Source organism: Ruegeria sp. Alg231-54 (genome assembly GCF_900143525.1).
Classification (GTDB): Bacteria; Pseudomonadota; Alphaproteobacteria; order Rhodobacterales; family Rhodobacteraceae; genus Ruegeria.
Genome location: NZ_FREZ01000001.1, coordinates 722,405 through 748,412 on the forward strand (window position 1 = coordinate 722,405; position 26,008 = coordinate 748,412).

Annotated in this window: 27 protein-coding genes and 1 tRNA gene; 17 read left to right on the forward strand and 11 right to left on the reverse strand. The window is 55.0% G+C overall.

Annotated features, from left to right (window positions below):
- Positions 1 to 442 precede the first annotated feature (442 nt).
- Both DHN12_RS03590 and DHN12_RS03595 read left to right on the forward strand, forming a co-directional pair.
- Positions 443 to 1,183, forward strand: coding sequence for an acyl-homoserine-lactone synthase (locus DHN12_RS03590; protein ID WP_234416536.1), 741 nt, complete (start codon positions 443 to 445; stop codon positions 1,181 to 1,183).
- A gap of 403 nt (positions 1,184 to 1,586) precedes the next feature.
- Positions 1,587 to 2,720: a two-component system response regulator gene (locus DHN12_RS03595; RefSeq protein WP_108858895.1), complete on the forward strand. Its 1,134-nt coding sequence runs from the start codon at positions 1,587 to 1,589 to the stop codon at positions 2,718 to 2,720.
- A 66-nt stretch (positions 2,721 to 2,786) separates the two neighbouring features.
- Here the strand turns inward: DHN12_RS03595 and DHN12_RS03600 are convergent, their stop codons facing one another.
- Positions 2,787 to 4,037, reverse strand: coding sequence for a cytochrome P450 (locus DHN12_RS03600; protein WP_234416537.1), 1,251 nt, complete (start codon positions 4,035 to 4,037; stop codon positions 2,787 to 2,789).
- A 383-nt stretch (positions 4,038 to 4,420) separates the two neighbouring features.
- On the opposite strand from DHN12_RS03600, the gene DHN12_RS03605 reads away from it, so the two are divergent.
- Positions 4,421 to 5,854, forward strand: coding sequence for a cell wall metabolism sensor histidine kinase WalK (locus tag DHN12_RS03605; protein WP_108858897.1), 1,434 nt, complete (start codon positions 4,421 to 4,423; stop codon positions 5,852 to 5,854).
- A gap of 467 nt (positions 5,855 to 6,321) precedes the next feature.
- Here the strand turns inward: DHN12_RS03605 and DHN12_RS24345 are convergent, their stop codons facing one another.
- The 3 genes from DHN12_RS24345 to DHN12_RS03615 all read right to left on the reverse strand — a co-directional run bounded on the left by DHN12_RS24345 (position 6,322) and on the right by DHN12_RS03615 (position 6,946).
- Positions 6,322 to 6,489, reverse strand: coding sequence for a hypothetical protein (locus tag DHN12_RS24345; RefSeq protein WP_159089955.1), 168 nt, complete (start codon positions 6,487 to 6,489; stop codon positions 6,322 to 6,324).
- Positions 6,490 to 6,693, reverse strand: a complete 204-nt coding sequence (locus DHN12_RS03610) for a hypothetical protein (protein WP_108858898.1) — start codon at positions 6,691 to 6,693, stop codon at positions 6,490 to 6,492.
- Between the two features lie 166 nt (positions 6,694 to 6,859).
- Positions 6,860 to 6,946 (reverse strand) — tRNA-Leu (locus DHN12_RS03615).
- 144 nt (positions 6,947 to 7,090) lie between these two features.
- Between DHN12_RS03615 and DHN12_RS03620 the strand changes: the two genes are divergently transcribed.
- Together DHN12_RS03620 and lipB are read left to right on the forward strand one after the other, a co-directional pair.
- Positions 7,091 to 7,750 (forward strand): DsbA family oxidoreductase, encoded by a 660-nt coding sequence (locus DHN12_RS03620; RefSeq protein WP_108858899.1) that lies wholly within the window; start codon positions 7,091 to 7,093, stop codon positions 7,748 to 7,750.
- Positions 7,751 to 7,789: 39 nt separating this feature from the next.
- A complete protein-coding gene (gene lipB, locus DHN12_RS03625; RefSeq protein WP_108858900.1) occupies positions 7,790 to 8,446 on the forward strand; it encodes a lipoyl(octanoyl) transferase LipB in 657 nt (218 codons plus the stop codon).
- Between the two features lie 298 nt (positions 8,447 to 8,744).
- Here the strand turns inward: lipB and DHN12_RS03630 are convergent, their stop codons facing one another.
- A complete protein-coding gene (locus DHN12_RS03630; protein ID WP_108858901.1) occupies positions 8,745 to 9,692 on the reverse strand; it encodes a cation diffusion facilitator family transporter in 948 nt (315 codons plus the stop codon).
- Between the two features lie 84 nt (positions 9,693 to 9,776).
- Between DHN12_RS03630 and DHN12_RS03635 the strand changes: the two genes are divergently transcribed.
- Positions 9,777 to 10,202, forward strand: coding sequence for a MerR family transcriptional regulator (locus tag DHN12_RS03635; protein WP_108858902.1), 426 nt, complete (start codon positions 9,777 to 9,779; stop codon positions 10,200 to 10,202).
- Positions 10,203 to 10,213: 11 nt separating this feature from the next.
- Here DHN12_RS03635 and DHN12_RS03640 read toward each other — a convergent pair whose 3' ends face one another.
- Complete coding sequence (locus DHN12_RS03640; protein WP_108858903.1) at positions 10,214 to 10,633, reverse strand: HIT family protein; 420 nt, start codon at positions 10,631 to 10,633, stop codon at positions 10,214 to 10,216.
- 289 nt (positions 10,634 to 10,922) lie between these two features.
- Between DHN12_RS03640 and ctaD the strand changes: the two genes are divergently transcribed.
- The 4 genes from ctaD to DHN12_RS03660 all read left to right on the forward strand — a co-directional run bounded on the left by ctaD (position 10,923) and on the right by DHN12_RS03660 (position 15,017).
- The gene (ctaD, locus tag DHN12_RS03645; RefSeq protein WP_058277640.1) at positions 10,923 to 12,596 is read left to right on the forward strand and encodes a cytochrome c oxidase subunit I; all 1,674 of its coding nucleotides are present in this window, start codon (positions 10,923 to 10,925) and stop codon (positions 12,594 to 12,596) included.
- 148 nt (positions 12,597 to 12,744) lie between these two features.
- Entirely contained in the window at positions 12,745 to 13,773 is a 1,029-nt protein-coding gene (locus tag DHN12_RS03650) for a bestrophin family protein (protein ID WP_108858904.1), read from the forward strand.
- A 105-nt stretch (positions 13,774 to 13,878) separates the two neighbouring features.
- Complete coding sequence (locus DHN12_RS03655; RefSeq protein ID WP_108858905.1) at positions 13,879 to 14,478, forward strand: 2-hydroxychromene-2-carboxylate isomerase; 600 nt, start codon at positions 13,879 to 13,881, stop codon at positions 14,476 to 14,478.
- 44 nt (positions 14,479 to 14,522) lie between these two features.
- Positions 14,523 to 15,017: a DUF2244 domain-containing protein gene (locus tag DHN12_RS03660; protein WP_108858906.1), complete on the forward strand. Its 495-nt coding sequence runs from the start codon at positions 14,523 to 14,525 to the stop codon at positions 15,015 to 15,017.
- Positions 15,018 to 15,038: 21 nt separating this feature from the next.
- On the opposite strand, the gene DHN12_RS03665 is transcribed toward DHN12_RS03660, so the two are convergent.
- Positions 15,039 to 15,524: a GatB/YqeY domain-containing protein gene (locus tag DHN12_RS03665; RefSeq protein ID WP_108859105.1), complete on the reverse strand. Its 486-nt coding sequence runs from the start codon at positions 15,522 to 15,524 to the stop codon at positions 15,039 to 15,041.
- A gap of 183 nt (positions 15,525 to 15,707) precedes the next feature.
- Here DHN12_RS03665 and carA point away from each other — a divergent pair, with 183 nt between their 5' ends.
- Together carA and DHN12_RS03675 are read left to right on the forward strand one after the other, a co-directional pair.
- Positions 15,708 to 16,874 (forward strand): glutamine-hydrolyzing carbamoyl-phosphate synthase small subunit, encoded by a 1,167-nt coding sequence (carA, locus tag DHN12_RS03670; RefSeq protein ID WP_108858907.1) that lies wholly within the window; start codon positions 15,708 to 15,710, stop codon positions 16,872 to 16,874.
- Between the two features lie 80 nt (positions 16,875 to 16,954).
- The gene (locus tag DHN12_RS03675; RefSeq protein ID WP_199913462.1) at positions 16,955 to 18,823 is read left to right on the forward strand and encodes a glycosyltransferase; all 1,869 of its coding nucleotides are present in this window, start codon (positions 16,955 to 16,957) and stop codon (positions 18,821 to 18,823) included.
- Between the two features lie 3 nt (positions 18,824 to 18,826).
- Here DHN12_RS03675 and DHN12_RS03680 read toward each other — a convergent pair whose 3' ends face one another.
- The gene (locus DHN12_RS03680) at positions 18,827 to 19,474 is read right to left on the reverse strand and encodes a GntR family transcriptional regulator (protein ID WP_058273905.1); all 648 of its coding nucleotides are present in this window, start codon (positions 19,472 to 19,474) and stop codon (positions 18,827 to 18,829) included.
- 100 nt (positions 19,475 to 19,574) lie between these two features.
- Between DHN12_RS03680 and DHN12_RS03685 the strand changes: the two genes are divergently transcribed.
- The 3 genes from DHN12_RS03685 (at position 19,575) to DHN12_RS03695 (ending at position 21,827) form a co-directional block, all read left to right on the forward strand.
- Positions 19,575 to 20,219 (forward strand): pyrimidine 5'-nucleotidase, encoded by a 645-nt coding sequence (locus DHN12_RS03685; protein ID WP_108858908.1) that lies wholly within the window; start codon positions 19,575 to 19,577, stop codon positions 20,217 to 20,219.
- Between the two features lie 86 nt (positions 20,220 to 20,305).
- The gene (locus DHN12_RS03690; RefSeq protein ID WP_108858909.1) at positions 20,306 to 20,554 is read left to right on the forward strand and encodes a hypothetical protein; all 249 of its coding nucleotides are present in this window, start codon (positions 20,306 to 20,308) and stop codon (positions 20,552 to 20,554) included.
- Between the two features lie 76 nt (positions 20,555 to 20,630).
- On the forward strand, positions 20,631 to 21,827 hold the full coding sequence (locus DHN12_RS03695; RefSeq protein WP_108858910.1) for a UbiH/UbiF family hydroxylase: 1,197 nt from the start codon (positions 20,631 to 20,633) through the stop codon (positions 21,825 to 21,827).
- A 13-nt stretch (positions 21,828 to 21,840) separates the two neighbouring features.
- Here the strand turns inward: DHN12_RS03695 and DHN12_RS03700 are convergent, their stop codons facing one another.
- Entirely contained in the window at positions 21,841 to 22,968 is a 1,128-nt protein-coding gene (locus DHN12_RS03700; RefSeq protein WP_108858911.1) for an aminotransferase class V-fold PLP-dependent enzyme, read from the reverse strand.
- Positions 22,969 to 23,198: 230 nt separating this feature from the next.
- On the opposite strand from DHN12_RS03700, the gene DHN12_RS03705 reads away from it, so the two are divergent.
- Positions 23,199 to 23,900, forward strand: coding sequence for a GntR family transcriptional regulator (locus tag DHN12_RS03705; RefSeq protein WP_199913463.1), 702 nt, complete (start codon positions 23,199 to 23,201; stop codon positions 23,898 to 23,900).
- A gap of 6 nt (positions 23,901 to 23,906) precedes the next feature.
- Here the strand turns inward: DHN12_RS03705 and DHN12_RS03710 are convergent, their stop codons facing one another.
- Together DHN12_RS03710 and DHN12_RS03715 are read right to left on the reverse strand one after the other, a co-directional pair.
- A complete protein-coding gene (locus DHN12_RS03710; protein ID WP_108858912.1) occupies positions 23,907 to 24,365 on the reverse strand; it encodes an Lrp/AsnC family transcriptional regulator in 459 nt (152 codons plus the stop codon).
- Entirely contained in the window at positions 24,362 to 24,817 is a 456-nt protein-coding gene (locus DHN12_RS03715; protein ID WP_108858913.1) for an Lrp/AsnC family transcriptional regulator, read from the reverse strand. The genes DHN12_RS03710 and DHN12_RS03715 overlap by 4 nt, the downstream gene beginning before the upstream one ends.
- A 132-nt stretch (positions 24,818 to 24,949) precedes the next feature.
- Here DHN12_RS03715 and ilvC point away from each other — a divergent pair, with 132 nt between their 5' ends.
- Entirely contained in the window at positions 24,950 to 25,972 is a 1,023-nt protein-coding gene (ilvC, locus tag DHN12_RS03720; RefSeq protein ID WP_108858914.1) for a ketol-acid reductoisomerase, read from the forward strand.
- Positions 25,973 to 26,008: the final 36 nt, after the last annotated feature.

The following is a 26,008-nucleotide window of genomic DNA, read 5'->3' on the forward strand; positions in this document are numbered from 1 at the left end:
AAAACGGTGACATAAGGCGGGCTTCCTTATGTCTGTGCATTTTTTTTAATTTGCACAATATTTTCCGCGCAAGTGCTCATATTGAAAAGTAAATCCCTCCAATTCTTGATGCCATTTTGATTTTACTCCTATCAGCCGTCACGGCTACCTCGAAACATTATCGGAGAGCGAGACGGCGCCTGATCCATCGTGAATTCGAAAGAAATACGCAAAAGAAGCTGCCTTTTTTCAAAATGTTGCCAGACGCGAGGAAATAAATGAAGCCTGCGGGAGAAAATAACAGCCAAGAACTATCTAAAGTTTTTGGTCAGTCAGTAAACTCAACCAAAGGGAGGGAGGAGATTTAGACACACCTATCCATCTATTCGGGCAACTACCGCATAGGGTTGTGGACTTGCTGAACTGAATCTTGCCATAAGTGTGTCAAAAATATGAGTAAAATATGGACAGACCACTCAGGTATAAGCAGACATACCCGCTCCCGGAGGGGTTTCCGGAACTGACACCTGCTAACGGGACTTCAGGCGCACCAAGTGCTTTGGCGCGACTAGAAATTTTTGCTGTCAAAAGCAGTCCGCCAACGTCACGTGGTGACATTGGCAATATTCGCGCGACTACACTTAATTTTCGCAATATTTACGAGTATGGCACCCTGCTGGCAAAATACCTTGAAACCAGAAAGTCAATTTTCATTGACCAGTTAAAGTGGCAAGTTGGTGAAGCTGACGGGATGGAATTCGACCAATACGACACGCCAGCCTGTCGATGGATTGTGTTGCATGAATTCGGTGAAGTTTTAGGCGGTGTGCGACTTCTACCCACAACTGCAGAATGCGGTGTATATAGTTATATGCTGCGCGACGCGCAAAGAGGTATCCTTAAAGGAATACCATCTGACGTTTTGTTTATGGACGCCCCGGTAAAGCGCTCTGTTTGGGAAGCATCCCGTTTCTTCGTGGCAAAGGATGTTGCATCGTCACGCAGGCTGCTGGTTCAACAGGAGTTGTTTCACCAGATGACTACTGTCGCGATGGAAGGTGGTGCGACCAGCATACTGGGCATCGTCCCCTCAGTCTGGGCACGGTGGTCACGGCGACTGGGCATCAATGCCTCGCCTGTCGGCGCAAAGTTTTCCATCGATGGCACCATCAGTCAGTCGGTTTTGTTCAACATCCATAAGTAAATGGAACCACTCAGCCACTAGAGCGTCTTTTGTACTCTTGGACGCTCGGCGCAGATTTCTTAGCAACTATGATTGATTTTCTGACTATTGGGAAACCGCGGCTGTTTTGCATGTTAGTGGGGTTTCCAGAATTGATGTTTGGACTTCCAACCGTTGTTCAATTCCGTAGTTTTGCGATCTTAGACTGCTCTTAGGCACGAACAAATTGCCAAAAAAATAATGTTAGGAGAATGCGACGGTAGTTCACAACAATAACTGGCAACTCGTCGTTGAAGCCGCTGGCGCCAAATAAAGGTCAAGAAAAAACCCCTTTCTACGACGATTTTCTCCATTTTTGCCGCTGTTTCGACCCACTCGCCTCATAAGTTTAACCCGTTATGAGGATATCGGCGGTTCACCAGTTATGAGACATTCCACATTCGTAAGTGATCGGTTCCAAAAAAAGCTGGAGCTTCGAGCACAAAGAAAGACCGCGCTTGCTGTTCTGGCGGTTGATGATGATCCTGACATTCTGAAATTGCTCCAATCAGCACTTCCTGAACTCGAAAACTGCAAAGTGGTTGCCGCCAGTTCAGCTGATGAAGCGATTCGGCAGATAGAAGCAGCGGAATCCCCATTCGACTGTTTGCTTGTTGACATTCAGATGCCCGGAACCTCTGGGATAGAGTTGCTTTCGCAAATCCGAAACTTGCCGGACAATCTGGAAACACCTGTTATAATGTTAACTGCTCTAGATGACAGGCAGAACATCGAGAGGGCATTTTTAGAAGGCGCATTTGATTACATAACTAAGCCCTTCGACTTCTTCGAATTGCGCAGCCGTATGAACGCCGCCCATCTTCTAATGATGGAGAGAAAGAAAACCCAATCCTCTTCAGCGTCGATAGAAAGTCTTCGTAGTGAACTGGATTTTAATCAGAAATTCAGTTTTGAAGACCCCCTGTCTATCGACGAGCAGGAACAATGCTTGGGGTATGTCGAGTTCGACAACTATGTGGAGCAGCTTTCACGGGGGCGCCGATTTGACTCCTGGGTTACAGCAATCAAATTTCGCGATGCGGGGTACCACTTTGATCTGAGGGAATTTGGAGATTTTCGGCGCGCTGTTTCCGACATTGGATTTTGCATTCAAAAGGCAACACAGGCCGCCGGAGGAATCTATTCCTATCGAGGGAGTGGCGTTTTTCTCGTTATTACACATGGACGGGAACGCACCCTGAATATTCCAACCGAAGCTTTTCTAAACCAGGAACTAAGGACCGTTCTCAGTAACCGATGCGCCTCTGTCCATCTTAAGGTGGTGAAGAGTACACCGGTGTCGCTTCGTTCAATTACAAAGGTTGGAGCATTCGCATCTTTGGACACGGCTGTTAAAAAGGTGAATCTTCGTGAGACCAACCTCAGAAAGGGCCTTGTTGCGACCTGCCCCTCGATTTCAAAGCACACGCCGCATCGCAAAGAAATGGTCAACAATAGATTGTTTGATACCGTCCTGCGTGAAATGTACGGCGATGACACTTACCTCACTCGCCGGTAGCAAGCTTTGTCTTTGGCAAAGGCCGGCCTCGAACAGAAGTCGAGCACTAGGGTTTAGATATTAACTTTAGTCGCGAACCCGTTCGGCATTGAGGATGAGTGGGCCACTGGTACGCATGGTGAACGTCAAAACTGGTTCCGGTATTTCTGACTCAGTAATCGAAAAATTTATTCTACGGAGCACCGAAGCCATAAGCACCATGATCTCAGTTTCAGCGTACTGAGCGCCAATGCAGATTCTGGGACCATCTCCGAACGGAATGTACTGACCTCGCGGCAGTGTAGATCCCAGGAACCGTTCCGGCCGATAGTCGTTGGGAGCATCCCATAATTTTTCATTTCTGTGCAAAGAGTAAACTGGGAAAAACAACGCATCGCCATTTTCAATCTTTACCCCTTTAATTTCAAGGTCCGCAGCTGCGTCTCTGGCAAAAAACGCGGCCGAGGGATAAAGCCGCAGCGTCTCTTTAACATGCGCGCGCAAGAGTGGCATTGCCTCCAGGTCCGAGAATTCCAATAGGCCTTCTGGGCGAACAGATCGAATTTCTTGTCTAACTCTTGTTTGCATATCTTGGTGCAAGGCCAGCAGATAATATCCCCAGGCCAATGCGTTAGCGGAAGTTTCATGACCAGCGACGACAAAGGTCAAAAGGTTGTCAACAGTTGTCGCTTCATCTTCGAAATCGGTTTTCAACGCCTCAATCATGAAATCGAGGAAGTCCAATGGCTCGCTACGGCCTTCGGCCCGACGCTGATCTATGACCCGTCTGGCGAGGTCTCGCATATTAGTAACCGGGGCCAAGCTGCGTAGCCAATTTTTCCGCGGCAACCACTTTGGCAAACCCATTAAATCGAAAAGGGACAGATCAGAAATGTACTCGAAATACTTGATCAGCCCCACTCGTACCTGCTCTGAACTGACTTCCTTATTACCTGAAAAAATCACTCTAGAAATATTCGTCAATGTTGATGCAGGCGCAATTTGTGCAATATCTACAGGGCCTTCGTGTTCCGCCAATGAGTCTGCAATCTCGACACCAGTCTCTGCAAAATGCCGAGCCAGAACCGGGAGGTTTCTGGCGGCGAACAATGGAGAATACCTTCGCCTCTGCTGACGCCATTTTTCCCCTTCTGAGAGTATTAAACCGTTGCCTACAGCCGATCCAATAATGTCTTTGGTGAACTTGGCTTTGGGAAACGAACGGCCCTGGCCGACGAGTAATTCTGTTACCATTTCAGGATCGCAGATATAGTGTATGTTCAAAGGTCCACGAACATAAGTTTCACGCAGAGTTTCTGCCGGGATGACTTCAAACATGTTGCGGCCAGCTGACCTTGCAAACTGAAGCAGTGTCACCGGCTTGGTCGCAAGCCTAGCGGTAACAGGAGCGACAGTACCCTGCCTCAACTTCGTAATTTCAACTGCAGTCAAACCCCAACCCTTTTAGAATTATTACTTCTTTCGGACACATTAAGGTGAAAAAATTCCCACTTAGCAACGAGATCCTCGATTTTGGGTACCCTGCTCTGCAATTGCGCAAAAAATTTGCGGTTTCCTATACCAAAAACTTGCGTGAATCGCCCAACAATCGCGATAGGCTTCAAAGGATTGATGCCAAACTGTGAACCCAATTTGGACCAACTAAGTCCTCATTATGCCGGTATTGGTACTTTCCAAGCGCGAAAAACGAAGACATTTGGATGACAGCCATCGACGCCAATCTGCCGGACCGGGATTCCGGTGAAACGGAAAACCGGCTTCTGCAAAACATCATAGATTATACTGCCATGAGCTTTGCGCTTCTGTGGCAGCGGCAGGCTATTTATCTGGCCACGACCATTTTGACTGCGTTCTTCTTCGATCCCTTTAACGCCATGCTGTTCTATGGGACGATCCTCATTTGTGAAGTGCAAGATTTATTGCTGGCCAAACGCGTACCGCGCTTAAAGCCAGACCAGCACAAAGCAATAGGTATGATGGTTGTTTGGATTCTGTTGAACACGGTCCTGAGCTCAGCCGCAATCTGCCTGTACGCAGTTTCAGTTGCTTTCGCACAGCCCGCCGGTGGTCACTTTACGCCAATGTTCTTCTTGTTTGCTGCGGCGTTGTTTGCAGCAATGAACAACCATCAGTTTCTGTGGGCGATGATTGTCCGTTTGGCCATGTACGGCGTTTCGTTCATGTTGATTGTCGTCAAGGATATCTGGATCGAACGCCCCGAGCTTTCGTCTGAACTCTGGCTGCACTTCTTCACCGTTATCTTTGTAATGTATTTTCTGATCGACTGTTCGATGGTGTTTCTGAAGCTCTACCGCAGGAATTTGGAGCAACTCGAAAAGCTCAAAGCAGAGCACGAAAGAACAAAAGCGGCCTACATTGCAAAGACTCAGTTCATATCGACAGTCAGCCATGAGCTGCGTACGCCTCTTACATCGATCAAGGGGTCACTTGACCTAATCAACACAGGCGCATTGGGTGAAGTTCCAGATTCAATGCAAAGCCTCATACACTTAGCGTGCAAAAACAGCGAACGGCTAGCATCACTTATCAATGATGTGCTGGACATACAAAAAATGGAGGCCGGTGAAATGAACTACCGTGATGGAACTATTGATGTACATACGCTGGTTCAGGAAGCGATTTCCGTTAACACCGGGTACACCAGTGCTCACAACGTAGAAATTGTGGAGGACATAAGGGGAAACAAAGATCTGTTCGTTAAAGGTGATGCGTCCCGCCTTCTTCAAGTGTTAGCCAACATGATCTCCAACGCAGCCAAATTTTCCCTTGATGGAGGCGAGATAACCGTCGGATGCGAAAAAGTCCGTGGGAAGATTCGCCTCTTCGTCAAAGACCACGGCATAGGGATACCCGAGGGGTGCCAGGACAAAGTCTTCGATCGCTTTTCACAGATTGACTCTTCCGATGAACGTCACGCAGGCGGTACAGGGCTCGGGATGCACATTTCAAAGGAAATTGTGGAGCATTTTGGAGGAGAAATAGACTACAGAAGCAAACTTGGTGAAGGCACAGAGTTTTTTATTATGCTTCCCGCCATAAGCGGGCATGAAGTAGGTGCCGCCGGAGACGAGCAGACCTCACTACCCTGCGCCATGCAATCCAAGCAACATTAGCGGAATCCTACTGAGCAATTTCGATGGCACATCATCGTACTACTTCGAAGCAATCCCATTGTTCCAGAGCGGATTTTCCGTGGTATAGTTAACCCTAAAATCACAAGACCCCGTGGCACACTCGAAACCGCCTGTGGTGAATAGAGGGAGTCTGCGTAATGCCAATGCAACTCCAAAAAGAAAATGCTGTTCCGATCATGCGATCGGAACAGCAAACTCGTTACTAAGTACATTTCCTAAGATGCGGTAGATTCACAACTTTCGGCAAAAAGGCCTCCTACTTGCAGGCCGCGATATCACAAGAATTATATTAAGGTATGAACTATCCAAGCACTGAGAGTTTCTCGTGTTTTGTTCGTTTCCGCTATTCCAAATGATAGAAACTGGAAACAAAGAAGCCAATGACCACCAAACTGTTAACGTTTTTCAGCTTATTCATCGATTCGGCACTCTCTATTTGAACTAATTCACTCGTTGTCCTGCGCGTAAATATCCAGCATGTCGAACAACATCGGCTTCGGGGGTTCTTGATTAAGGTTCAGGATAGCGGCTACAACTTCGCGGGCTTCTAGGCTTTCCCCCACTAGCCGACGGGTCCAGCTATCGTCGGGGTCCAACCCTTGAACACCCGCCATTTAATGCTTTGCAAATTGCTGGGTGTCGATGAACTTCTGAGTGGCAGATCTAGTGTCAACCTCAGGTTGCCGCCTGTACGTATCCTCAACAATCGCGTCAAAGTTTCTCAGCTGAAACTGATACTCACGCTCACGCTGAAAATCTGCCCCTTCACGCGCCTTAATGTGCTTCTGGTAGTAGTCTTCGCCACGGATTTTACGCACCCGATTGGGCCACCGTATACGGAAACGCCATTGAGCAGGGCTGATAGGGGCGATGTATTTGATCTCATTCTAAAAGCCATTGTGTGCTGTTTGCGTTGTGCGACACACTCGAAGAATACTGATTGCCCTTATTTATATAGCTAAAACCAACTGATCAAGCTAGTTCTGGTGCGGTCGAGAAGACTCGAACTTCCACGGGTGTTACCCCACAGCGACCTCAACGCTGCGCGTCTACCAATTCCGCCACGACCGCACCGCCAATGACTTGGTAGAGGGGCATATAGACGGTGGTGAGCAGGATGTGAAGAGGCAAAAAACACGCCGATTTGAATTCCGCAGTGCCATCCTTATCTGTACTGCAGACAGCGTTTATTTCCCCCTTCCCCGGAGCCCGCCCATGACCGTGCAAGATCCCCGCCCAATTGTCCAGATTGATATCGTCTCAGACGTTGTGTGCCCCTGGTGCATCGTGGGGTTTCGCCAGTTGGACCTGGCTTTGAAAGAACAAAACGTGCTCGCCAATCTCAGATGGCATCCTTTTGAGCTAAACCCCAATATGCCGCCAGAGGGCCAGAATCTGCGCGAACATATCATTGAGAAGTATGGCTCGACGATCGAGCAGAGCCAGCAGGCCCGCAATCGGTTGACCCAGATCGGCGCCGAGCTTGGCTTTAAGTTCAACTTCAATGACGAAAGCCGGATGGTAAATACTTTTGCCGCGCATCAACTGTTGGACTGGGCTGAAACGCAAGGCCGCCAGCATCCGTTGAAGATAGCCCTGTTCGAGGCTTACTTTACCAATCAACAGGACGTATCCCAATCCGAGGTCCTGCTTGATGCGGCCCAATCGGCGGGTCTGGACCGGGACGCTGCCCGTGCGGCTCTGACTTCGGGCGATCACATTGCGCCGGTGCGCGAAAAGCAACAGTTCTGGACCAGCCGTGGTGTTTCAGGTGTCCCGTCGATGGTGTTTGCGGGCAAGTACCTGGTGACCGGTGCGCAAGGGGCCGAAACCTATTCGGACCTTTTGCAACGGTGCCTGACCGAGGCTGCGTGACCTCTTTTCTTCGCTCTGCCCCGACGGTAAGGAGCCCCTATGGAATGGAAGATCACTGACGGGCTGACCGATTACAATGATGCCGTCGCCTTCATGGAGGCGCGCGTGGCCGCAATTGCGGCAGGAGAAGCGGATGAGTGTGTGTGGCTGCTGGAGCATCCGCCGCTTTACACCGCCGGCACCTCGGCCCGGATCGAGGATCTGACTGACCCGGATCGCTTTCCGGTCTTTGAGGCCAAGCGCGGTGGTGAATACACCTATCACGGCCCCGGCCAGCGCGTGGCCTATGTGATGCTGGACCTGAACAAACGTGGCAAGGATGTGCGCCGTTTCGTCAAGCAACTGGAAAAATGGGTGATCGCAGCGCTTGCCGAGTTCAACGTGCATGGTGAAATCCGTGACGGTCGCGTTGGTGTTTGGGTGCGGCGCAATGACAAACCAATGACCGTTTCGGGCCAACCTGCCGAGGATAAGGTGGCGGCGATCGGATTACGCCTGCGCAAATGGGTCAGCTTCCACGGCATCTCGATCAATGTCGAACCTGACCTCGAACATTTTTCTGGCATCGTCCCCTGCGGCATCACCGAACATGGCGTTACGTCGCTTGTCGATCTGGGGTTGCCGGTCACCCTGGTGGACGTGGACACGGCCCTGCGGAAAACCTTTTCAGAGGTTTTTGACCCCGATAGGGCCTGAATTGATACCCGCGAATCGTTCAGAATCAATGCGACGTTAACAATCCCGCAAATTTTGACCCCGCTGTTTCCATACTGAGCCGAAATTTCCCAATGGCTACCGTACAAATAGGGCAAATGGGCGAAAAACTCACTCAATTGGATACATCCTGCGTGTTTGCGGGTAATATGGACTCACCGTTCTTAGAGTGAGTGGTGTGTTAACCGGTGATCTTGGGTCATCCTGAGTAATCGGAAATGTATTAGTTAACGAGTCTGCCGTTCCGACCCCAAATCGGAGCGGCAATTCACATCCCACTCTATAGTTTCTCTTCTGTATGCCCAAATCGAGACGACCCGACACACGCGCGGTCGATCTGCTCAAGCTCAAGCGTGGCGTGACCAATGGCAAACCGGTCACGGAGTGATTGTCTGACGCTGGCTCTCACCCCTTCCGCATCGGCCCAGGCCGCCGCGTCCACGACCAGATGGGCCGTTAACGCAGGCTCTCGCTCCTGCATGCTCCACAGATGGACATGGTGAACCTCGGACACACCCGGTATGTCCTCGATGGCCGAGGCGACCTCCTCCGGGTCCAGTTCGGGGGGCGCTGCCATCATCAGAACGCGGATCGTTTCGCCAATTTCACTTTTGACATGCCACAGTATGTAGACCGAAATCAGGATCGTGACGGCGGGGTCTACCCATGTCCAGTTGAACAGGATCACCGCGGTGCCGGCAATGATCACAGCCACCGATCCCAAGGCGTCCGCCACGTTGTGCAGAAAGGCCGCCCGGATGTTCATGCTGTCCTTGGCCATTGAGTAAGTCAGCGCAGCCGTGACAAGGTCCACAATCAAGGCCAGTGCCGCGATCCAGACGACCATCCAGCCGTTAACCGGCTCAGGCTCAAAAAACCGCATCACGCCCTCGTAAAACAAGTACACCGACAGCACGACCAGAGTGGTATAGTTGACAAGCGCGGCGACGACCTCGGCCCGGCCATAGCCGAAGCTCATGCGTGGGTCGGCAGGTCTGCGGGCGATTTTGCGGGCGAAAAAGGCGATGACCAGCGCGATGGCGTCAGAGAAATTGTGCAGGGCGTCGGCGATCAACGCCAGCGACCCTGAAAAAATGCCCCCAATGACCTGCGCCAGCGTCAGGAACATGTTGACGGCAATGGCCCAAGCAACACGCGCGTCCCCTGCCTCCGGGTCTATGTGATGGTGCGCGTGGCTGTGCCCCTTATGAGAATGATCATGTGCCATCTGAAATGTGTGTCCCTTGTTACGGCTGCACATTGCATGTAATTCCTCTAGTGACTAGAGGTTCAAGAGTCCTGAGGAAAAAAGATGTATTCAATTGGGAATCTGTCGCGTCACACGCAGGTCAAGATTCCGACCATCCGGTTTTACGAAGACAAAGGTCTGTTGCCTCGCCCGGACCGAACAGCGGGTAATCAGCGTCGGTACGACGACACTGCATTGAAACGGCTGCTTTTTATTCGCCATTGCCGCGATCTTGGATTACCGCTGACCGATGTCGAGGGTTTACTTTCCCTGGAAGGCGCGTCTGGCGGCGACCTTAACCAAGCGCATGAAATTGCCGAAAGGCAGCTGGCCGACCTACGGGACCGTATTTCCCGCCTGCGCAGCCTCGAAGCGGAACTGACCCGAATTTCCAAAGCCTGCGATGGCAAGCACGACCATGTCTGCGCTGTGCTTCACGCATTTGGCGATCATAATGAGTGCGCGGGGCCACACGCGCACTCGAAGTAACTGCCTCCCAGTCAACTCAGCGCGGCTTTGATCTTTTCGGCATGCTGCGCGATCAGGTCGAAATCGCCCATCGTTCCCGGCGCCCGTACAGCAACACCATCATGGCGCGGCAGAATATGGAAATGCAGGTGGAACACCTCCTGCCCTCCGGCGGGTTCGTTGAATTGCTGGATCGTGACACCGTCCGCATCAAACGCTGCGACGACAGCCTTGGCCATTTTTTGGACAGTTGCAGTCACAGCCGCCAATTGTGCAGGTGTTGCATCCAGAATGTTGCGGCAAGGGGTTTTGGGGATCACCAGCAGATGCCCGTCCGCGCGCGGCATGATATCCATGAAGGCCACCGTATCGTCATCTTCGTATACTCGGCTCGAAGGGATCTCTGCGCGCAAAATCTTGGCAAAAATATTCTCGGGATCATAGGCGGTCATTTCAATTCTCCGATTGACGCGTTGCCGACAGTTCTGCGGCGCACCCCCGCCCGGGTCAAGCGGGGAACGCAATTCCCAGCCGCCCTCTTGAATTCGGGGCGCTGATACCCAGATGAATGCGGAATTTGGTGAAAAATTCGCGGGTCGCCCTCCTGCCCGCGACAATTAATCTTGATCCAGATCAAACTCGACCATTGAAGGTCGTCCCCCCGCAATCTAAAACCAGCAGGAATCCCGCGCGTTGGAGAGGTCCAACTGCGCGGTGCAGTTGCAACAGGAGGCACCTATAATGGCAGACGCAGCCATTCATGGTCACGACCATGAAGACCAGCGCACATTTTTCCAGCGCTGGTTCATGTCGACCAACCACAAGGACATCGGGATTCTATACCTGGTCGTCTCGGCACTTGCCGGTCTGATTTCAGTTCTGATGACTGTTGTCATGCGGATCGAATTGATGGAACCCGGGGTGCAGCATATGTGCCTGGAAGGCTTCCGACTGTTCGGCAGCGGAGCCGAGCTCTGCACCCCTAACGGACACCTGTGGAACGTTATGATCACCTACCACGGTGTTCTGATGATGTTCTTCGTGGTCATCCCCGCACTTTTCGGCGGATTTGGCAACTATTTCATGCCGTTGCAGATCGGTGCACCGGACATGGCCTTCCCGCGGATGAACAACCTGTCTTTCTGGCTTTATGTCGCTGGTACGTCGCTGGGTGTGGCCTCGTTGCTGAGTCCCGGTGGTAACGATCAGCTCGGTTCGGGCGTTGGCTGGGTTCTGTACCCGCCGCTGTCGACAACCGAAGGCGGCATGTCCATGGACCTTGCGATCTTTGCCGTGCACGTATCGGGCGCCTCCTCGATCCTCGGCGCGATCAACATGATCACCACCTTCCTGAACATGCGTGCCCCAGGCATGACCCTGTTCAAGGTGCCGCTGTTCAGCTGGTCGATCTTCGTCACCTCGTGGCTGATTCTTCTGTCGCTGCCGGTTCTGGCGGGCGCGATCACCATGTTGCTGATGGATCGCAACTTTGGATTCACCTTCTTTGATCCCGCTGGTGGCGGCGATCCGATCCTGTATCAGCACATCCTGTGGTTCTTCGGCCACCCGGAAGTGTACATCGTGATCCTGCCCGGTTTCGGCATCATCAGCCACGTCATCGCGACCTTCTCGCGCAAGCCGGTCTTCGGTTACCTGCCGATGGTCTGGGCGATCATCGCGATCGGTGTGCTGGGCTTTGTCGTGTGGGCGCACCACATGTACACCGTTGGCCTGTCACTGCGTCAGCAGGCGTACTTCATGCTGGCCACGATGGTCATTGCGGTGCCGACCGGGGTTAAGGTCTTCTCGTGGATCGCGACCATGTGGGGCGGTTCGATCGAGTTCAAGACACCGATGCTGTTCGCCTTCGGCTTCCTGTTCCTGTTCACCGTTGGCGGTGTGACCGGTGTGGTTCTGTCGCAGGCCGGTGTGGACCGTGCGTATCACGACACCTATTACGTGGTTGCGCACTTCCACTACGTGATGAGCTTGGGTGCCGTGTTTGCGATCTTTGCGGGAATGTACTTCTACTTCTCCAAGATGACAGGTCGCCAGTACTCGGAATTCTGGGGCAAGGTTCACTTCTGGATGTTCTTCATTGGCGCCAACCTGACCTTCTTCCCGCAGCACTTCCTGGGCCGTCAGGGCATGCCGCGCCGCTACATCGACTACCCTGAGGCATTCGCCCAGTGGAACTATGTATCGTCGATCGGCGCGTTCATCTCGTTCGCCTCGTTCCTGCTGTTCTTCGGCATCGTGATCTACGCCCTGCTGCGTGGCAAGCGTGAGACCCGGCCGAACCCCTGGAACGAATACGCGGATACGCTGGAATGGACCCTGCCAACCCCACCGCCCGAGCACACGTTCGAGCAGCTGCCAAAGCAGGAAGACTGGGATAAAGGCCACGCCCACTAATTCCGGCAAGATAGACTGACAAAGCCCCGCAGACGCGGGGCTTTTCATTTTTCAGACCTCGAGAATTAGACAACGCTGGCATAGACTTGCCCGAGAATAAGCCGTTAGACTGATCCGCAATCGCCAATTGCGCAGGACCCGGTCGGTCATGATCCTTCACGATGGAATTACTGTACGACAGATGGTCAAAGGCTCCTTTGGCTTTATCTGCATCGTGCTGACATGGACGCTGCTGGTTGTACTGGCGGACGAGCTCACGACAATCGAGCTGATCTCGAACCCCAGCCCGCCCGTCACCATGCTCGGGCTGGCAGTGGCATTCTTTCTGGGCTTCAAAAACACATCGGCCTTTGCGCGCTGGTCCGAAGCGCGCAGCATCTGGGGCGAGATCGTCAATGCCAGCCGGGACTGGGGCAACACTATTAGCAATCTGGTGCTGCCCGACGGCACACCGATTGATCCCGCGCTGCGCGACGAACTGATCGAACGTCACATCGCATGGCTCAATATGCTTGCCTTTCAGCTGCGCCAGCCCTCGCCGACAGGACGCAGCCGACGTCCATGGATGTTTGGACACAAACCTATTTCAGACCGCACCGAGCTGCATCAAAAGCCCGAATGCTGGCGTGAACGCCAATTGGAAAGCGACTTGCCCAGGCTTGAAGGCAAGAGCAATCGCGCCGCCTATCTGATGTTTCTTCAGGGCGAAAAGCTTGCTGAGCTGGCGCGCAGCCGTGGCATTGACCCCTATTGGCACGTCGCCCTGATGGACCGCCTCGCGCGGTTTACGACGACACAGGGGCAATGTGAGCGCATCAAAAACACACCATTCCCAAGACAGGTTGCCGAGGTCGGTCGCGTCTTCAGTTGGATCTTCATCTTCATGCTGCCGCTGGCGTTCAACGACGAGCGATCAATCATCCCCGGGGCAGAAATCTCTGTATGGCAGCTTGTTATCTTCGACTGGCTGACATTTGCGCCAGTTGGGGCGCTGGTCTGCTGGATCTTCTTTGTCACCGAACGCGTCAGCGCCTCGATGGAGGATCCGTTCGAAGGGGATGTGACCGATGTTCCGATCTCGGCCCTTTGTCGCAGCATCGAGATTGACTTGCGGCAGATGACCGACTGTGGGGTTGCGCCTCAACCCGCGCTACCCATCGAAAAAGTTCTGTTTTAGAGCGACCCGATTTGGCGCGTCCGCAACGGCATTTCAGGGTGCGTTCGGTAATCTGCCAATTTTAGGGTATCATGTATCCAGAAACCCTGGGATCGGAGCCATCAGATGCCCGAAATTGACTTTTGGTTTTCCATCGGCAGCACATACAGCTTCCTGACAATCATGCGCCTGGATGATTGGTGTGATGAGCATGACGCGACCGTCAATTGGCGCCCGTTCAACGTGCGCACCATAATGTCCGAACAACAGAACATTCCCTTTGCGGGCAAACCGGCCAAATCCGCATATATGTGGCGCGATATCGAGCGGCGCGCCGCAAAGTACCACCTGCACGCAACGCTTCCTGCACCCTACCCGATCTCGGATCTTGCGCTGGCCAATCAGGTCGCCGTGCTGGGTATGGCGGATGGCTGGGGGAAATCCTTTACCCAAAACTTGTACCGCATCTGGTTCGAAGAGGGAATTGAGGCGGGCAGCGAAACGGCGCTGTCAGAAGCGCTGCATCGGTGTCAGCAGGACCCACGCCTGACCCTTGCCCGCGCCCGCAGCCCGGACACGATCTCGGCCCTTGAAACCGAAACCGAACAGGCCACAAAGCTGGGCGTTTTCGGCGCCCCCAGCCTGGTCGTGCGCGGCGAGGTTTTCTGGGGCGATGACCGGCTGGACGACGCGTTGTCCTGGGCCAAAGTCGGACACGTCATCTGATCTTTCCTGTTAGACACCGGCAGTTGTTGCGCTATTTTTGCACCATGCCATATCGATGGAATCAAACCTCAAGTTCCGAGCAAGAACTGCGCCTGTGGCCGCATAACTCTCTGCCCCCACGCTGGGCGGTGCGTGTGGTGTTGGCGGTCTTCCTGTTTGGCTTGATTCCCCTGATGGCTGTTCTTGGGTCGGTTTTGCTGTGGGGTTTGCTGCCATTCATGCTGTTGACCGTTCTGGGACTGTGGTTCGCGATCCAGTCCAATTACCGTGCACGCAGCGTTTTCGAGGTGTTGACCTTGACCGGCTCGCAGGCCCGTCTGGTGCAGCATCACCCGCAACGGGGGCAGCAGGAGTGGTCCTGCAACCGCTATTGGGCACGTCCCGAAATGCATGAGCGCGGCGGCCCGGTCCCGAATTATGTCACACTGACCGGGGACGGCCGCGAAGTTGAAATCGGCGCGTTTCTGTCTGAGGAAGAGCGGATTTCGCTGTTTGATGAGCTCACAAAAAAACTGCGCGAACCTGTCGCGCAGCCTTAGCATCTTCGCAAGAAAAAGATCTTAGCAGCTGCCGCCTGGCGCAGCGCAGAGCTGATCTTTGACCATCGGGCCAACCTTGCCGAAATCCATCTGGCCGGTGTAGCGAGTTTTCAGCTCACCCATCACTTTGCCCATGTCGCGGATCGACCCGGCGCCGGTCGCCGTGATTGCGGTCTGAATGGCCTTGCTCACCTCGTCATCGTCCAATTGCTTGGGCAGGAATTCCTCGATGACTTCGACCTCGCGCAGTTCCCGTTCGGCCAGATCCAACCGGCTGCCCTCTTCATAGGCACGGGCGCTTTCTTTGCGCTGCTTGGTCATTTTACCAAGAATTTCAAGCACCTCTGCGTCGCCGCAGCCTTTGGCTTCTTCATTGTCAGACGCGCGCGAGGCGATGTCACGGTCCTTGATCGCAGCATTAATCAGGCGCAGCGTCGACAGACGCTCGGCATCCTTGTCTTTCATTGCTTGCTTCAGGGCAGTGTTCACCCGTGATCGCATATCCATATGTTCTGTCCATCCCCATGGCAAAGGAACCCCGACCATATCGAAACAAAAAGCGCGATACAACAGGGGTTGCATATTTCTAACCTATTGTTTTTAAACAATAGCCCAAAAATTGAACAGACTTGACCCGAGCGTACAACCCCCTTAGGTATGCGCCGGTTTACCTTGCAGGAGAGTCGCGCCATGGCCCAGAACGCCCCGTCCAAGCCCACCGCATGTCTGGCATTGGCCGACGGTACATTGTTCTACGGTATGGGCTTCGGCGCCACCGGCCAAACCGTGGCTGAACTGTGCTTTAACACCGCCATGACCGGATATCAGGAAATCATGACCGACCCCTCTTATGCGGGACAAATCGTGACCTTCACCTTCCCTCATATCGGCAATGTCGGCGTGAACCCTGAGGATGACGAGACCGGCGATCCGGTTGCCGCCGGGATGGTGGTCAAATGGGACCCCACCGAGCCATCGAACTGGCGCTCGGCTGAGGAATTGAAAACCTGGCTGGCCCGCCGTGGCCGAATCGCCATCGGCGGTGTGGACACCCGCCGCCTGACCCGCGCCATCCGCCAGCAAGGCGCACCTCATGTCGCGTTGGCGCATGATCCCGACGGTAACTTTGATATCGAGGCACTGGTCGCCGCCGCGCGCGGCTTTGCCGGTCTGGAAGGTATGGATCTGGCCAAAGAGGTCACCTGCGCCCAAAGCTATCGCTGGGACGAAATGCGGTGGGCCTGGCCGGACGGATACAAACGTCAGGAAGCTCCGGTTCTTAAAGTTGTCGCCGTGGACTTTGGCGCAAAGCGCAATATCCTGCGCTGCCTCGCCTCGGCTGGCTGCGACGTCACGGTTCTGCCTGCAACGGCGACGGCCGCCGAGGTGCTGGCCCATAATCCCGATGGCGTGTTCCTGTCGAACGGCCCCGGAGACCCGGCAGCCACCGGTGAATACGCCGTGCCTATGATCAAAGAAGTTCTGGACGCCACTGACCTGCCCGTCTTTGGCATCTGCCTGGGACACCAGATGCTGGCGCTGGCTTTGGGCGGCCATACCGTCAAGATGAACCACGGCCACCACGGGGCCAACCACCCAGTCAAAGACCTGGATACCGGCAAGGTCGAGATCACCTCGATGAACCATGGCTTTGCGGTGGACGCCCAGTCCCTGCCCGACGGCGTTGTGGAAACCCACCGCTCGTTGTTTGACGGGTCCAACTGCGGCATCCGCATGACCGATCGCCCTGTCTATTCAGTGCAGCACCACCCCGAAGCCTCGCCTGGCCCACAGGACAGCTACTATCTGTTCGAACGCTTTGCCGACGCTATGGCAGACAAGAAAGCACAGGCTTAACCACTTCATCGTTTAGTGTTAACGCGCTGTTAACCTTGATTGAGCCACCCTGACGCGAGTCACCGTGTCAGGGATACTAAATGGTTGAACATAGCCTGCAGCAATTCGCACGCGCCGCGCCGATTTCTGTTCGGTCGCGGAAACCCTTGGGCACCTGTTTGGTCGAACGTGGTTGCATTACCACTGCGCAGCTGGAAATGGCGCTGCATCTGCAGTCCAGACAACAGGCCCCACTGGGCGAGATCCTTGTTGGAGAGGGTTGGATCAGCCGTCAGGAGGTCATGTATGCCCTGTCCGAGCAAACCAACCTGCAAATCGCCGATCTAGAAGACACGCCCCCCGCGCCGACCTTATGTGACATCAAACCGGTCGAGTTCTGGCTGAAGCATAATGTGATCCCATGGCAACGCATCGGCCCGATTCTGCTGGTCGCGACCGCGAATCCAAACCGCTTTGCCGCGGTGCGCGCTGCCCTGTCCCACACCGAACACACGATTGCACCGGTACTTGCATCGGCCAGTCAGATTGATCACGCGATCGCCGGCGCGTTTTCAGACACTTTGACAAAAGGCGCGGAAACCCGGGTCGACGAAGATAAGAGCTGTCGGTCCTGGACCCCAACAGCGCGCGCGGGTCCCATCGCGGCCCTTGCAGGACTTCTTTTCTTTTTTACAGCCATTCCTCTGGTTGGTCTGGCTGCTCTTTTGACCACGGCCACCGTTTCACTGCTCTTGTTCATGGTTTTGCGCGTGGCGGGCTTGGTCTCATACCTTATGAGATGCCGCCAAGTGTGCCCAAACCCCGAGCCTGTTCCACTGCGATTGCCGCGCGTATCGATGATGGTGCCCCTTTACAAAGAACGAGAAATAGCAGGCGCTTTAATTAAGCGGCTGCAACGCCTGACCTACCCAAAGGCGTTGTTGGACATCATTCTGGTGCTGGAGGCCTCAGATGAGGTCACGCGCACCACAGTAAGCCGTGTGGATTTACCCAGCTGGATCAGAACAGTGGAAGTCCCGGAACTGAACGGGCTGACGACCAAGCCCCGCGCGATGAACTACGCGTTGGATTTTTGCCGTGGTGACATTCTGGGAGTGTGGGATGCCGAGGACGCCCCGCAACCGGATCAGATCGAACGAGTGGTCCGGCATTTTGCGCGGGCTGATGAAGATGTCGTCTGTCTGCAGGGTGTTCTGGATTATTACAACCCACGCACCAGTTGGCGGTCACGCTGCTTTACCATCGAATACAACAGCTGGTTTCGGATCATCCTGCAAGGCATTGCGCATCTGGGTCTGGTCGTCCCCCTTGGGGGCACAACATTCTTTTTTCGCAGGGACAAACTGCTGGAGCTTGGCGGTTGGGATGCCCACAACGTGACCGAAGATGCAGATCTGGGTGTGCGCCTCAGCCGCGCGGGCTATCGAACCGAGATGGTTGATACCACCACCTATGAAGAGGCGAATTTTCGCGCCTGGCCCTGGGTCAAACAACGTTCGCGCTGGCTGAAGGGGTTCATGGTGACCTACCTGGTACACATGCGCGCGCCGCGGCGCCTGCTTAACGAATTGGGATTCAAACGCTTTTTCGGCTTTCAGGCATTCTTCTTGGGCACTATTGGCCAGTTTCTACTGGCACCAGTCCTATGGCTGTTCTGGTTGGCGACACTGGGCTTGCCTGGCCCGTTCGATCCGCTTTTGTCTGATTGGGCCTTCTACGCACTCATCAGCCTGTTTCTGGTGGCTGAGGTTACCAATCTGATCGTTGGAATGCTGGCCGTAGCAGCACAGGAAAGACGGTTCCTGATGCCGTGGGTTCCAACAATGCCGCTGTATTTTCCGTTGGGCGTATTAGCCGCCTACAAAGCCCTGTGGGAATTGGCCAGCAACCCGTTCTTCTGGGACAAAACTCAGCATGGGCAGGCCCGCGAAGAAGTACAGCCGCACTAACGGTCATTTCTCGCGCAGCACCGCATCCTGTTTCAGCCGGGTCATGAACGCCACCGAGATATGTTCTTTCAGCGCGCGCTCTGCCGCCTCTTCATCCCGTGCGGTGATCGCCTCGACAATGCCCTTATGCTCACTTTGCGCAATCTCGCCGCGACCCTGAACGGCAAGCGAGGTCGTAGCCATCAGAGCCATTGTGCGGTGCACAAGATTCAACTGCTGCACCAGATACCGGTTGTGCGAAGCCAGATGGATCTGTTCATGAAACCGCCGGTTGGCACGCGACAGTGCCGTTGGATCATTCACCAGCGCATCGTCAGCGGCGACCATGTCCTGCAGCACTTTGATCTCTTCTTCGGTGGCGTGTTTCGCGGCCAGCTTTGCGGCCAACCCCTCCAACTCGCGCCGAACCACGTACAGTTCGGCCATTTGGTTGTGATCCAATGAGGCCACGATCAGTGATCGTCCGTCACGCTCCAGCAGGGACTGCGTCTCAAGGCGCTGCAACGCTTCGCGGATCGGCGTGCGAGACACGCCAAACCGTTCTGCCAGCTCACTTTCGACCAATCGGTCGCCGGGCTTGTAAACGCCCACATCAATCGCTTCGAGAATAAGGCTATAGGCGTCTTTGTTGGGCTGACGGGATTGCGGCATGGGGTGTTTCTTCTCCTCGTTCGGACATGTCTATCCGCCTCAGGCCCGTGCAATCAAGTGTAGCATTGAAAACCTGTGCATGGCGGCCTAAACCCAACCCATGGTCAAACCTTCCTTTTCGCACGTCACCCAATGGGTGTTCGACCTCGACAACACGCTGTACCCGCCTCATATGCAACTATTCGACCAGATCGAGGTGCTGATGACGGACTATGTGGTGCAGGCCATTGGCGTCGACCGGGCCGAGGCCGATCGTCTGCGCTCGCACTATTGGCGGGAATACGGCACCACGCTGGCCGGCTTGATGGCCGAGCATGACCTGGACCCCGACCCATATCTATACGCCGTGCATCAGGTGGACATGAGCCACATGGACCCCGACGCCGAGTTGGCCGACCACATCAGGTCCTTGCCCGGCCGTCGCATCGTTTACACCAACGGCAGCGCGCCTTATGCCGAACGTGTGCTAAAAGCACGCGGCCTCAGCGGTTTGTTCGATGCGGTTTATGGCGTAGAACACGCGGGCTATCGTCCAAAACCCGAACAGGCCGCGTTCGAGGCGATCTTTGCACAGGATGGCATCGACGCCGACAAGGCGGCCATGTTCGAAGATGATCCGCGCAATCTGGCTGCTCCGCACGCGATGGGAATGCGCACAGTTCACGTCGCGCCCCAGCCGCACGAGGCCGATCATATCCACCATCACACCGACGATTTGACCGCGTTTCTGGCCCGCCTGCGATAGGCTGTCACACTGCGACGATCTGCACATTCTGCAGGTGCATCATCGACCCTATATGCGCCTCAGCGACGAACAGAATCAGAGACCCCATGAGCGCAATCGAGATGCCCGGACGCCTGCCCATCTGGCAGCGCCTGTTATTTGCAGTTCCCCTGTTTGGCTGGCTGGCCAAGGATGCCGCTCATGCAAGGGGCGCAGATTGGGGTTATACAGCGGCCGCGATTTTCAGCATGTGCGGCTGTTCTGCCCTATTGTTCGGCCTGCCGGGCCTGTACATCCCAGCCGTGATGATGGTGCCGGTGATGTTCCTGATCCTCATCCTGATCTCACGCGGCTGACACGCGGGACAGGATGTCACTTGGCACCCGATGCAGAACCGAACTAGGTTCTGCCCAACACTCGGAGGCCAAGGTCATGAAAGACAGCTGTGATATCCTGATTTCAGGCGGTGGAATCGCCGGTCTGACCGCCGCAGCGGCCTTTGGAGCCGCCGGATTCGACGTTATTTGCGTCGACCCGACGCCCCCGATAACCGAGCGCGACGTGGACGGCTCTGATTTGCGGACTACCGCCTTTTTGCAACCAGCGCACGGCTTGTTAGAGCAATGCGGGTTGTGGCAACGGCTGGACGCACACGCGGCCCCCTTACAGATCATGCGGATTGTGGATGCAGGCGGAGATTTTCCTGAACCCCGCGTTGTGCGCGATTTCAACGCCGCAGATATTTCGGATCTGCCCTTCGGCTGGAACCTGCCCAACTGGCTGCTGCGGCGCGAGATGGTGGCACGACTGGCCGAACTGCCCAATGTCGATTTCCGCCCCGGTACAGGCACTGTCAGTCTGTTCACCCGCACCGCCGAAGCGCGCGTCGGCCTGAGTGACGGCAGCCGCATTCGTTGCAAGCTGGTGGTCGCCGCTGACGGGCGCAACTCTCCCATGCGAGAGGCGGCTGGGATCAACGTTCATACAACGCGCTATGGCCAGAAGGCATTGGCCTTTGCGGTCACACATCCCATCCCGCACGACAATGTTTCGACGGAAATTCACCGCTCGGGTGGGCCCTTCACCCTGGTCCCCCTGCCTGACTGGCAGGGACAACCTTCATCGGCGATTGTGTGGATGGAGCGCGGACCCCGCGCGGTTGAGTTGCTGAACACCGAGCCCGAAGCGTTTGAGGCGCTGATGACCGAACGGTCCTGTGGGTTGTTCGGACCGTTAAAACTGGCCTCGCGCCGGACCATCTGGCCGATCATCAGCCAATCAGCAGAACGTCTGTCAGGCGAGCGTGTCGCACTGATGGCCGAAGCCGCCCATGTGGTGCCGCCAATTGGCGCACAGGGGTTAAACATGTCGCTGGGCGATCTGAGCAGTCTGCTGGAACTGGCGCAGGCCCGCCCCGAAGGCTTGGGCGACACGCAGATGCTCGATGCCTATCATAAAGCCCGCCATACCGAGATCGAGATGCGGGTCAAAGGAATCGATCTGTTGAACCGCGCCTCAATGATTGAAGCGCGACCATTAAGAGACGTGCGGGCAATGGGGCTGAATGCGCTCTATTCCTTGCCGGCTGTTCGCAAGACCTTGATGCAAATGGGCCTCGGCGTACGCTAAGGCCCGAACAGTTTCACAGAACCTGATCCAGCACGCGCTTGAGCCGTTCGATGGTGCCGTCAACGTCATACAATTTGTCCAAACCGAACAGACCAAGGCGGAAGGTGCTGAAACCTTCGGGTTCATCACATTGCAACGGCACACCTGCTGCGATCTGCATGCCCAAAGCGGCAAATTTCTTGCCATTCTGAACATCCGGGTCCGAGGTATAGCTGACCACGACACCCGGCGCGCCAAATCCGTCTGCCGCAACAGAGATAATACCGTATCCCTTCAAGAGCTCCCGCACTCCATTTCCCAGATTCCATTGAGCATTTCGAAGAGTTTCCCAACCGCTTCGCTCGGTTTCGACCATCGTATCGCGGAACGCCTTCAACGCGTCCGTGGGCATGGTCGCGTGATACGCGTGCCCGCCATTTTCATAGGCCTGCATGATCTGCCGCCATTTCTTCAGATCAACGGCAAAGCTGTCAGACGTCGTCTCCTCCAACCGCGCTTCGGCACGCTCAGATAACATGACAAGACCCGCACAGGGCGATGCGCTCCAGCCTTTCTGGGGGGCCGAGATCAGGACGTCTACGCCGGTGGCCTTCATGTCGACCCAGGCACAACCCGATGCGATGCAGTCCAGCACCATTAACGCCCCGACCTCATGCGCCGCCGCGGCCATGGCGGTCACGTAATCGTCGGGCAGAATGACACCGGCCGAGGTCTCTACATGTGGGGCAAATACAACATCCGGACGCTGTTCACGGATTGTTGAAACAACCTCGTCAATCGGTGCGGGGGCAAAGGGCGACGGGCTGGAATTGCCGGTTTCACGAGCTTTGAGAACCGTCGCTGACGCCGTCAGATCACCGGATTCGATGATCTGGCTCCAACGGTAGGAAAACCACCCATTCCGCACAACCATTACACTGGCGTTGCGCGCAAATTGCCGGGCAACGGCCTCCATCCCATAGGTGCCACCACCAGGGATAATTGCCACGCCATCCGCGTTATATACATCCTTCAGCAAGCCCGAGATGTCGCGCATCACCTGCTGAAACTGAACCGACATGTGGTTCAGAGAACGATCCGTAAACACGACCGAGAACTCTTCGAGCCCAGAGGGATCGACGGTGTCCAATAGCGCTGGCATGGTTTGTCCTTTCAAATTGTCGTCAGCGGCCTCACGACCCGGGTTAATTTGCCGAGACCCGTACTGAACCCGAATATCTGGCCTAAGGGAACTAAAAACAAAACACTCAAATGATATTTTGTTGGTCGAATCTGGCAAGAAATGACGCCAATTAGTGTCAGCCGCCCTTTACACTCTGACGTGTTTCTGACCAGATGCACTCACTTTGCAGAAGAAAGGTATTTCGACAGGTGAATGCGCATAAGCGGATCAGTTTTCAAGTTGTACGGGACGAAGTCAAACGGCGGATCGAGAGCCGGATTTGGCCGCAGGGATCGCTTCTGCCAACCGAAACACAGCTTGCCGAGGAATTCAATTGCGCACGCGCGACAGTGAACCGTGCCCTGCGCGAGCTTTCTGATCAGGGATTTGTCGAGCGCAAACGCAAAAGCGGGACCCGGGTCAAAAAGGAACCCAGCAAGCATGCAAAGCTAGAATTTTCTTTGGCTCGTCAAACGGTTGAAAGCCAAAATGCAACCTATCGGTACTCGCTGGTTGAACGCAACGTGGTCGCAAGCCCCGGTTGGCTGGCTTCGCAGATCGGTGTATCCGCTGATATTCGCGTCCTGCAAGTCATCTGCATGCATTATGCCGACAACCGTCCCTTCCAGTTGGAAGAACGCTGGATCAACATAGAAGCGGTGCCCGAAATCGAGCATGCCGATCTGAGCACCCACGGCCCACATGAATGGCTATTGAACGCCTCTCCGTTTACCGAGGCTGAGGTCTCCTTTTGCGCGATCTCCGCGGACGGACGATTGGCGGAATTCATGGGAACCACGCCTGGAACGTCGATGATCCAGCTAGAGCGCACGACCTGGAAGAACGGAAATCCGATGGCATTTGCCCGGATGACGCACCATCCGGGATATTGCATCCGCACGCGGTACTGAACGGGCTTATCCGATCGGTCCCGGCAAACGTTCCTCGCTAAGTAGAACGTTGGCTTCGACATCTCCTGCGCCGGGCAAGGTCATGATCCGACGGCGCAGGACCCGCTCAAAATCCGACAGGTCGCGGGCAACCACCCGCAGGCGATAATCGTACAGACCCAGCACATGCTCAACTGTCTGAACTTCGGGGATCGCACTGACGGCACGCTCAAAATCTTCCAGACTGATTTGGCCCTTGCGCGCCAGTTTCACGCCAAGGAACACGGTCACGCCAAATCCCAACGCCTCGGCATTCAGGCGCAGCCGGCGACCTTTGATAACGCCCGAGGTTTCCAGCCGGCGGATGCGCCGCCATGTTGCCGGTTGTGACAGGCCAAGCTTACGCCCCAACGCCCCGGCGCTCTGGGAGGCGTCCTGAGCCAACGCACACAGTATCTTTCGGTCCAGCTCATCCAATTCGGTCATACCGGCAAGACCTCTTCGCTCTTGACCCTCGCGATATGCATCAGGGCCTCAATATCCGCGATATGCGGCAGGGTCAGAATGCGGTCACGGTAGAGTTGTTGATAGTGTGACATGTCTCTGGCAATCACGGACAGCCGCACATCCACCCTGCCCAGAAATGTTTGCAATTCGATCACCTCGGGCACTTGCCGGGCGGCGGCAGTAAATTCGTCAAACGCGCGCGATTGCGTCTTGTCCAGCGTTACGCGCAGCGAAACCTCGACCGCATACCCAAGCGCCGCCCAATCGATCACGGCCTCCTGCCCCTGGATTATTCCGGTTGCCTGCATCTTTTCGACCCGGCGCCAGCAGACACCCTGGCTGATACGGCAACGCTCGGCCAGTTCCGCAGCAGTCAGGCTGGGATCGGCCTGAAAGTGGCGCAGGATTCGGCGGTCTATGTCATCAAGCATGAATTTTTCGCATTTCTGGTGTTACACGAATTATTCTTCATCTTTTTCACAAATACTCAAGTGCAACCCTATCGCCAATACAACATCCGGCAGGTAAAACCCTCGGCAATCTAACCAGAAAGGACCGGCGACATGCGCGTCTATTACGATCGCGATTGCGACATCAACCTGATCAAAGACAAGAAAGTGGCGATCCTGGGCTACGGCAGCCAAGGCCACGCCCACGCACTGAACCTGCGCGACTCAGGCGCGAAGAACCTTGTCGTCGCTCTGCGCGAAGGCTCGGCATCCGCCAAAAAAGCCGAAGCCGAAGGTCTGGAAGTCATGGGCATCGCGGAAGCGGCAGCCTGGTGCGACGTCATCATGTTCACCATGCCCGACGAACTGCAGGCTGAGACCTACAAGAAATACGTGCATGACAACATCAAGCCCGGCTCTGCCATTGCCTTTGCCCATGGCCTGAACGTCCACTTTGGCCTGATTGAGCCGAAAGAAGGCATCGACGTCATCATGATGGCCCCCAAAGGCCCCGGCCACACCGTGCGCGGCGAATACGTCAAAGGCGGCGGCGTGCCTTGCCTGGTTGCCGTGAACAACGACGCTACCGGCAAAGCGCTGGAAATCGGCCTGTCCTATTGCTCGGCCATCGGTGGCGGCCGCTCGGGCATCATCGAAACCAACTTCCGCGAAGAGTGCGAAACCGACCTGTTCGGTGAGCAGGCCGTTCTGTGCGGCGGTATCGTCGAACTGATCCGTTGTGGTTTCGAAACTCTGGTTGAGGCAGGTTATGCGCCCGAAATGGCCTATTTCGAATGTCTGCACGAGACCAAGCTGATCGTTGACCTGATCTATGAAGGCGGTATCGCGAACATGGATTATTCGATCTCGAACACTGCCGAGTACGGCCAGTACGTCACCGGCCCACGGATCCTGCCTTATGAGCAGACCAAGAAAGCGATGAAAGAGACGCTGTCGGACATCCAAACCGGCAAATTCGTGCGTGACTTCATGCTGGAAAACGCTGTTGGTCAGCCGACCATCAAAGCGGCTCGCCGCCACAATGATGAGCATCAGATCGAGCAGGTCGGTAAGAAACTGCGCGACATGATGCCGTGGATCTCTGCTGGCAAGTTGGTCGATCAGGAAAAGAACTGATCCCACCAAGCGAATGCGAAGGGGCGGCCCATCAGG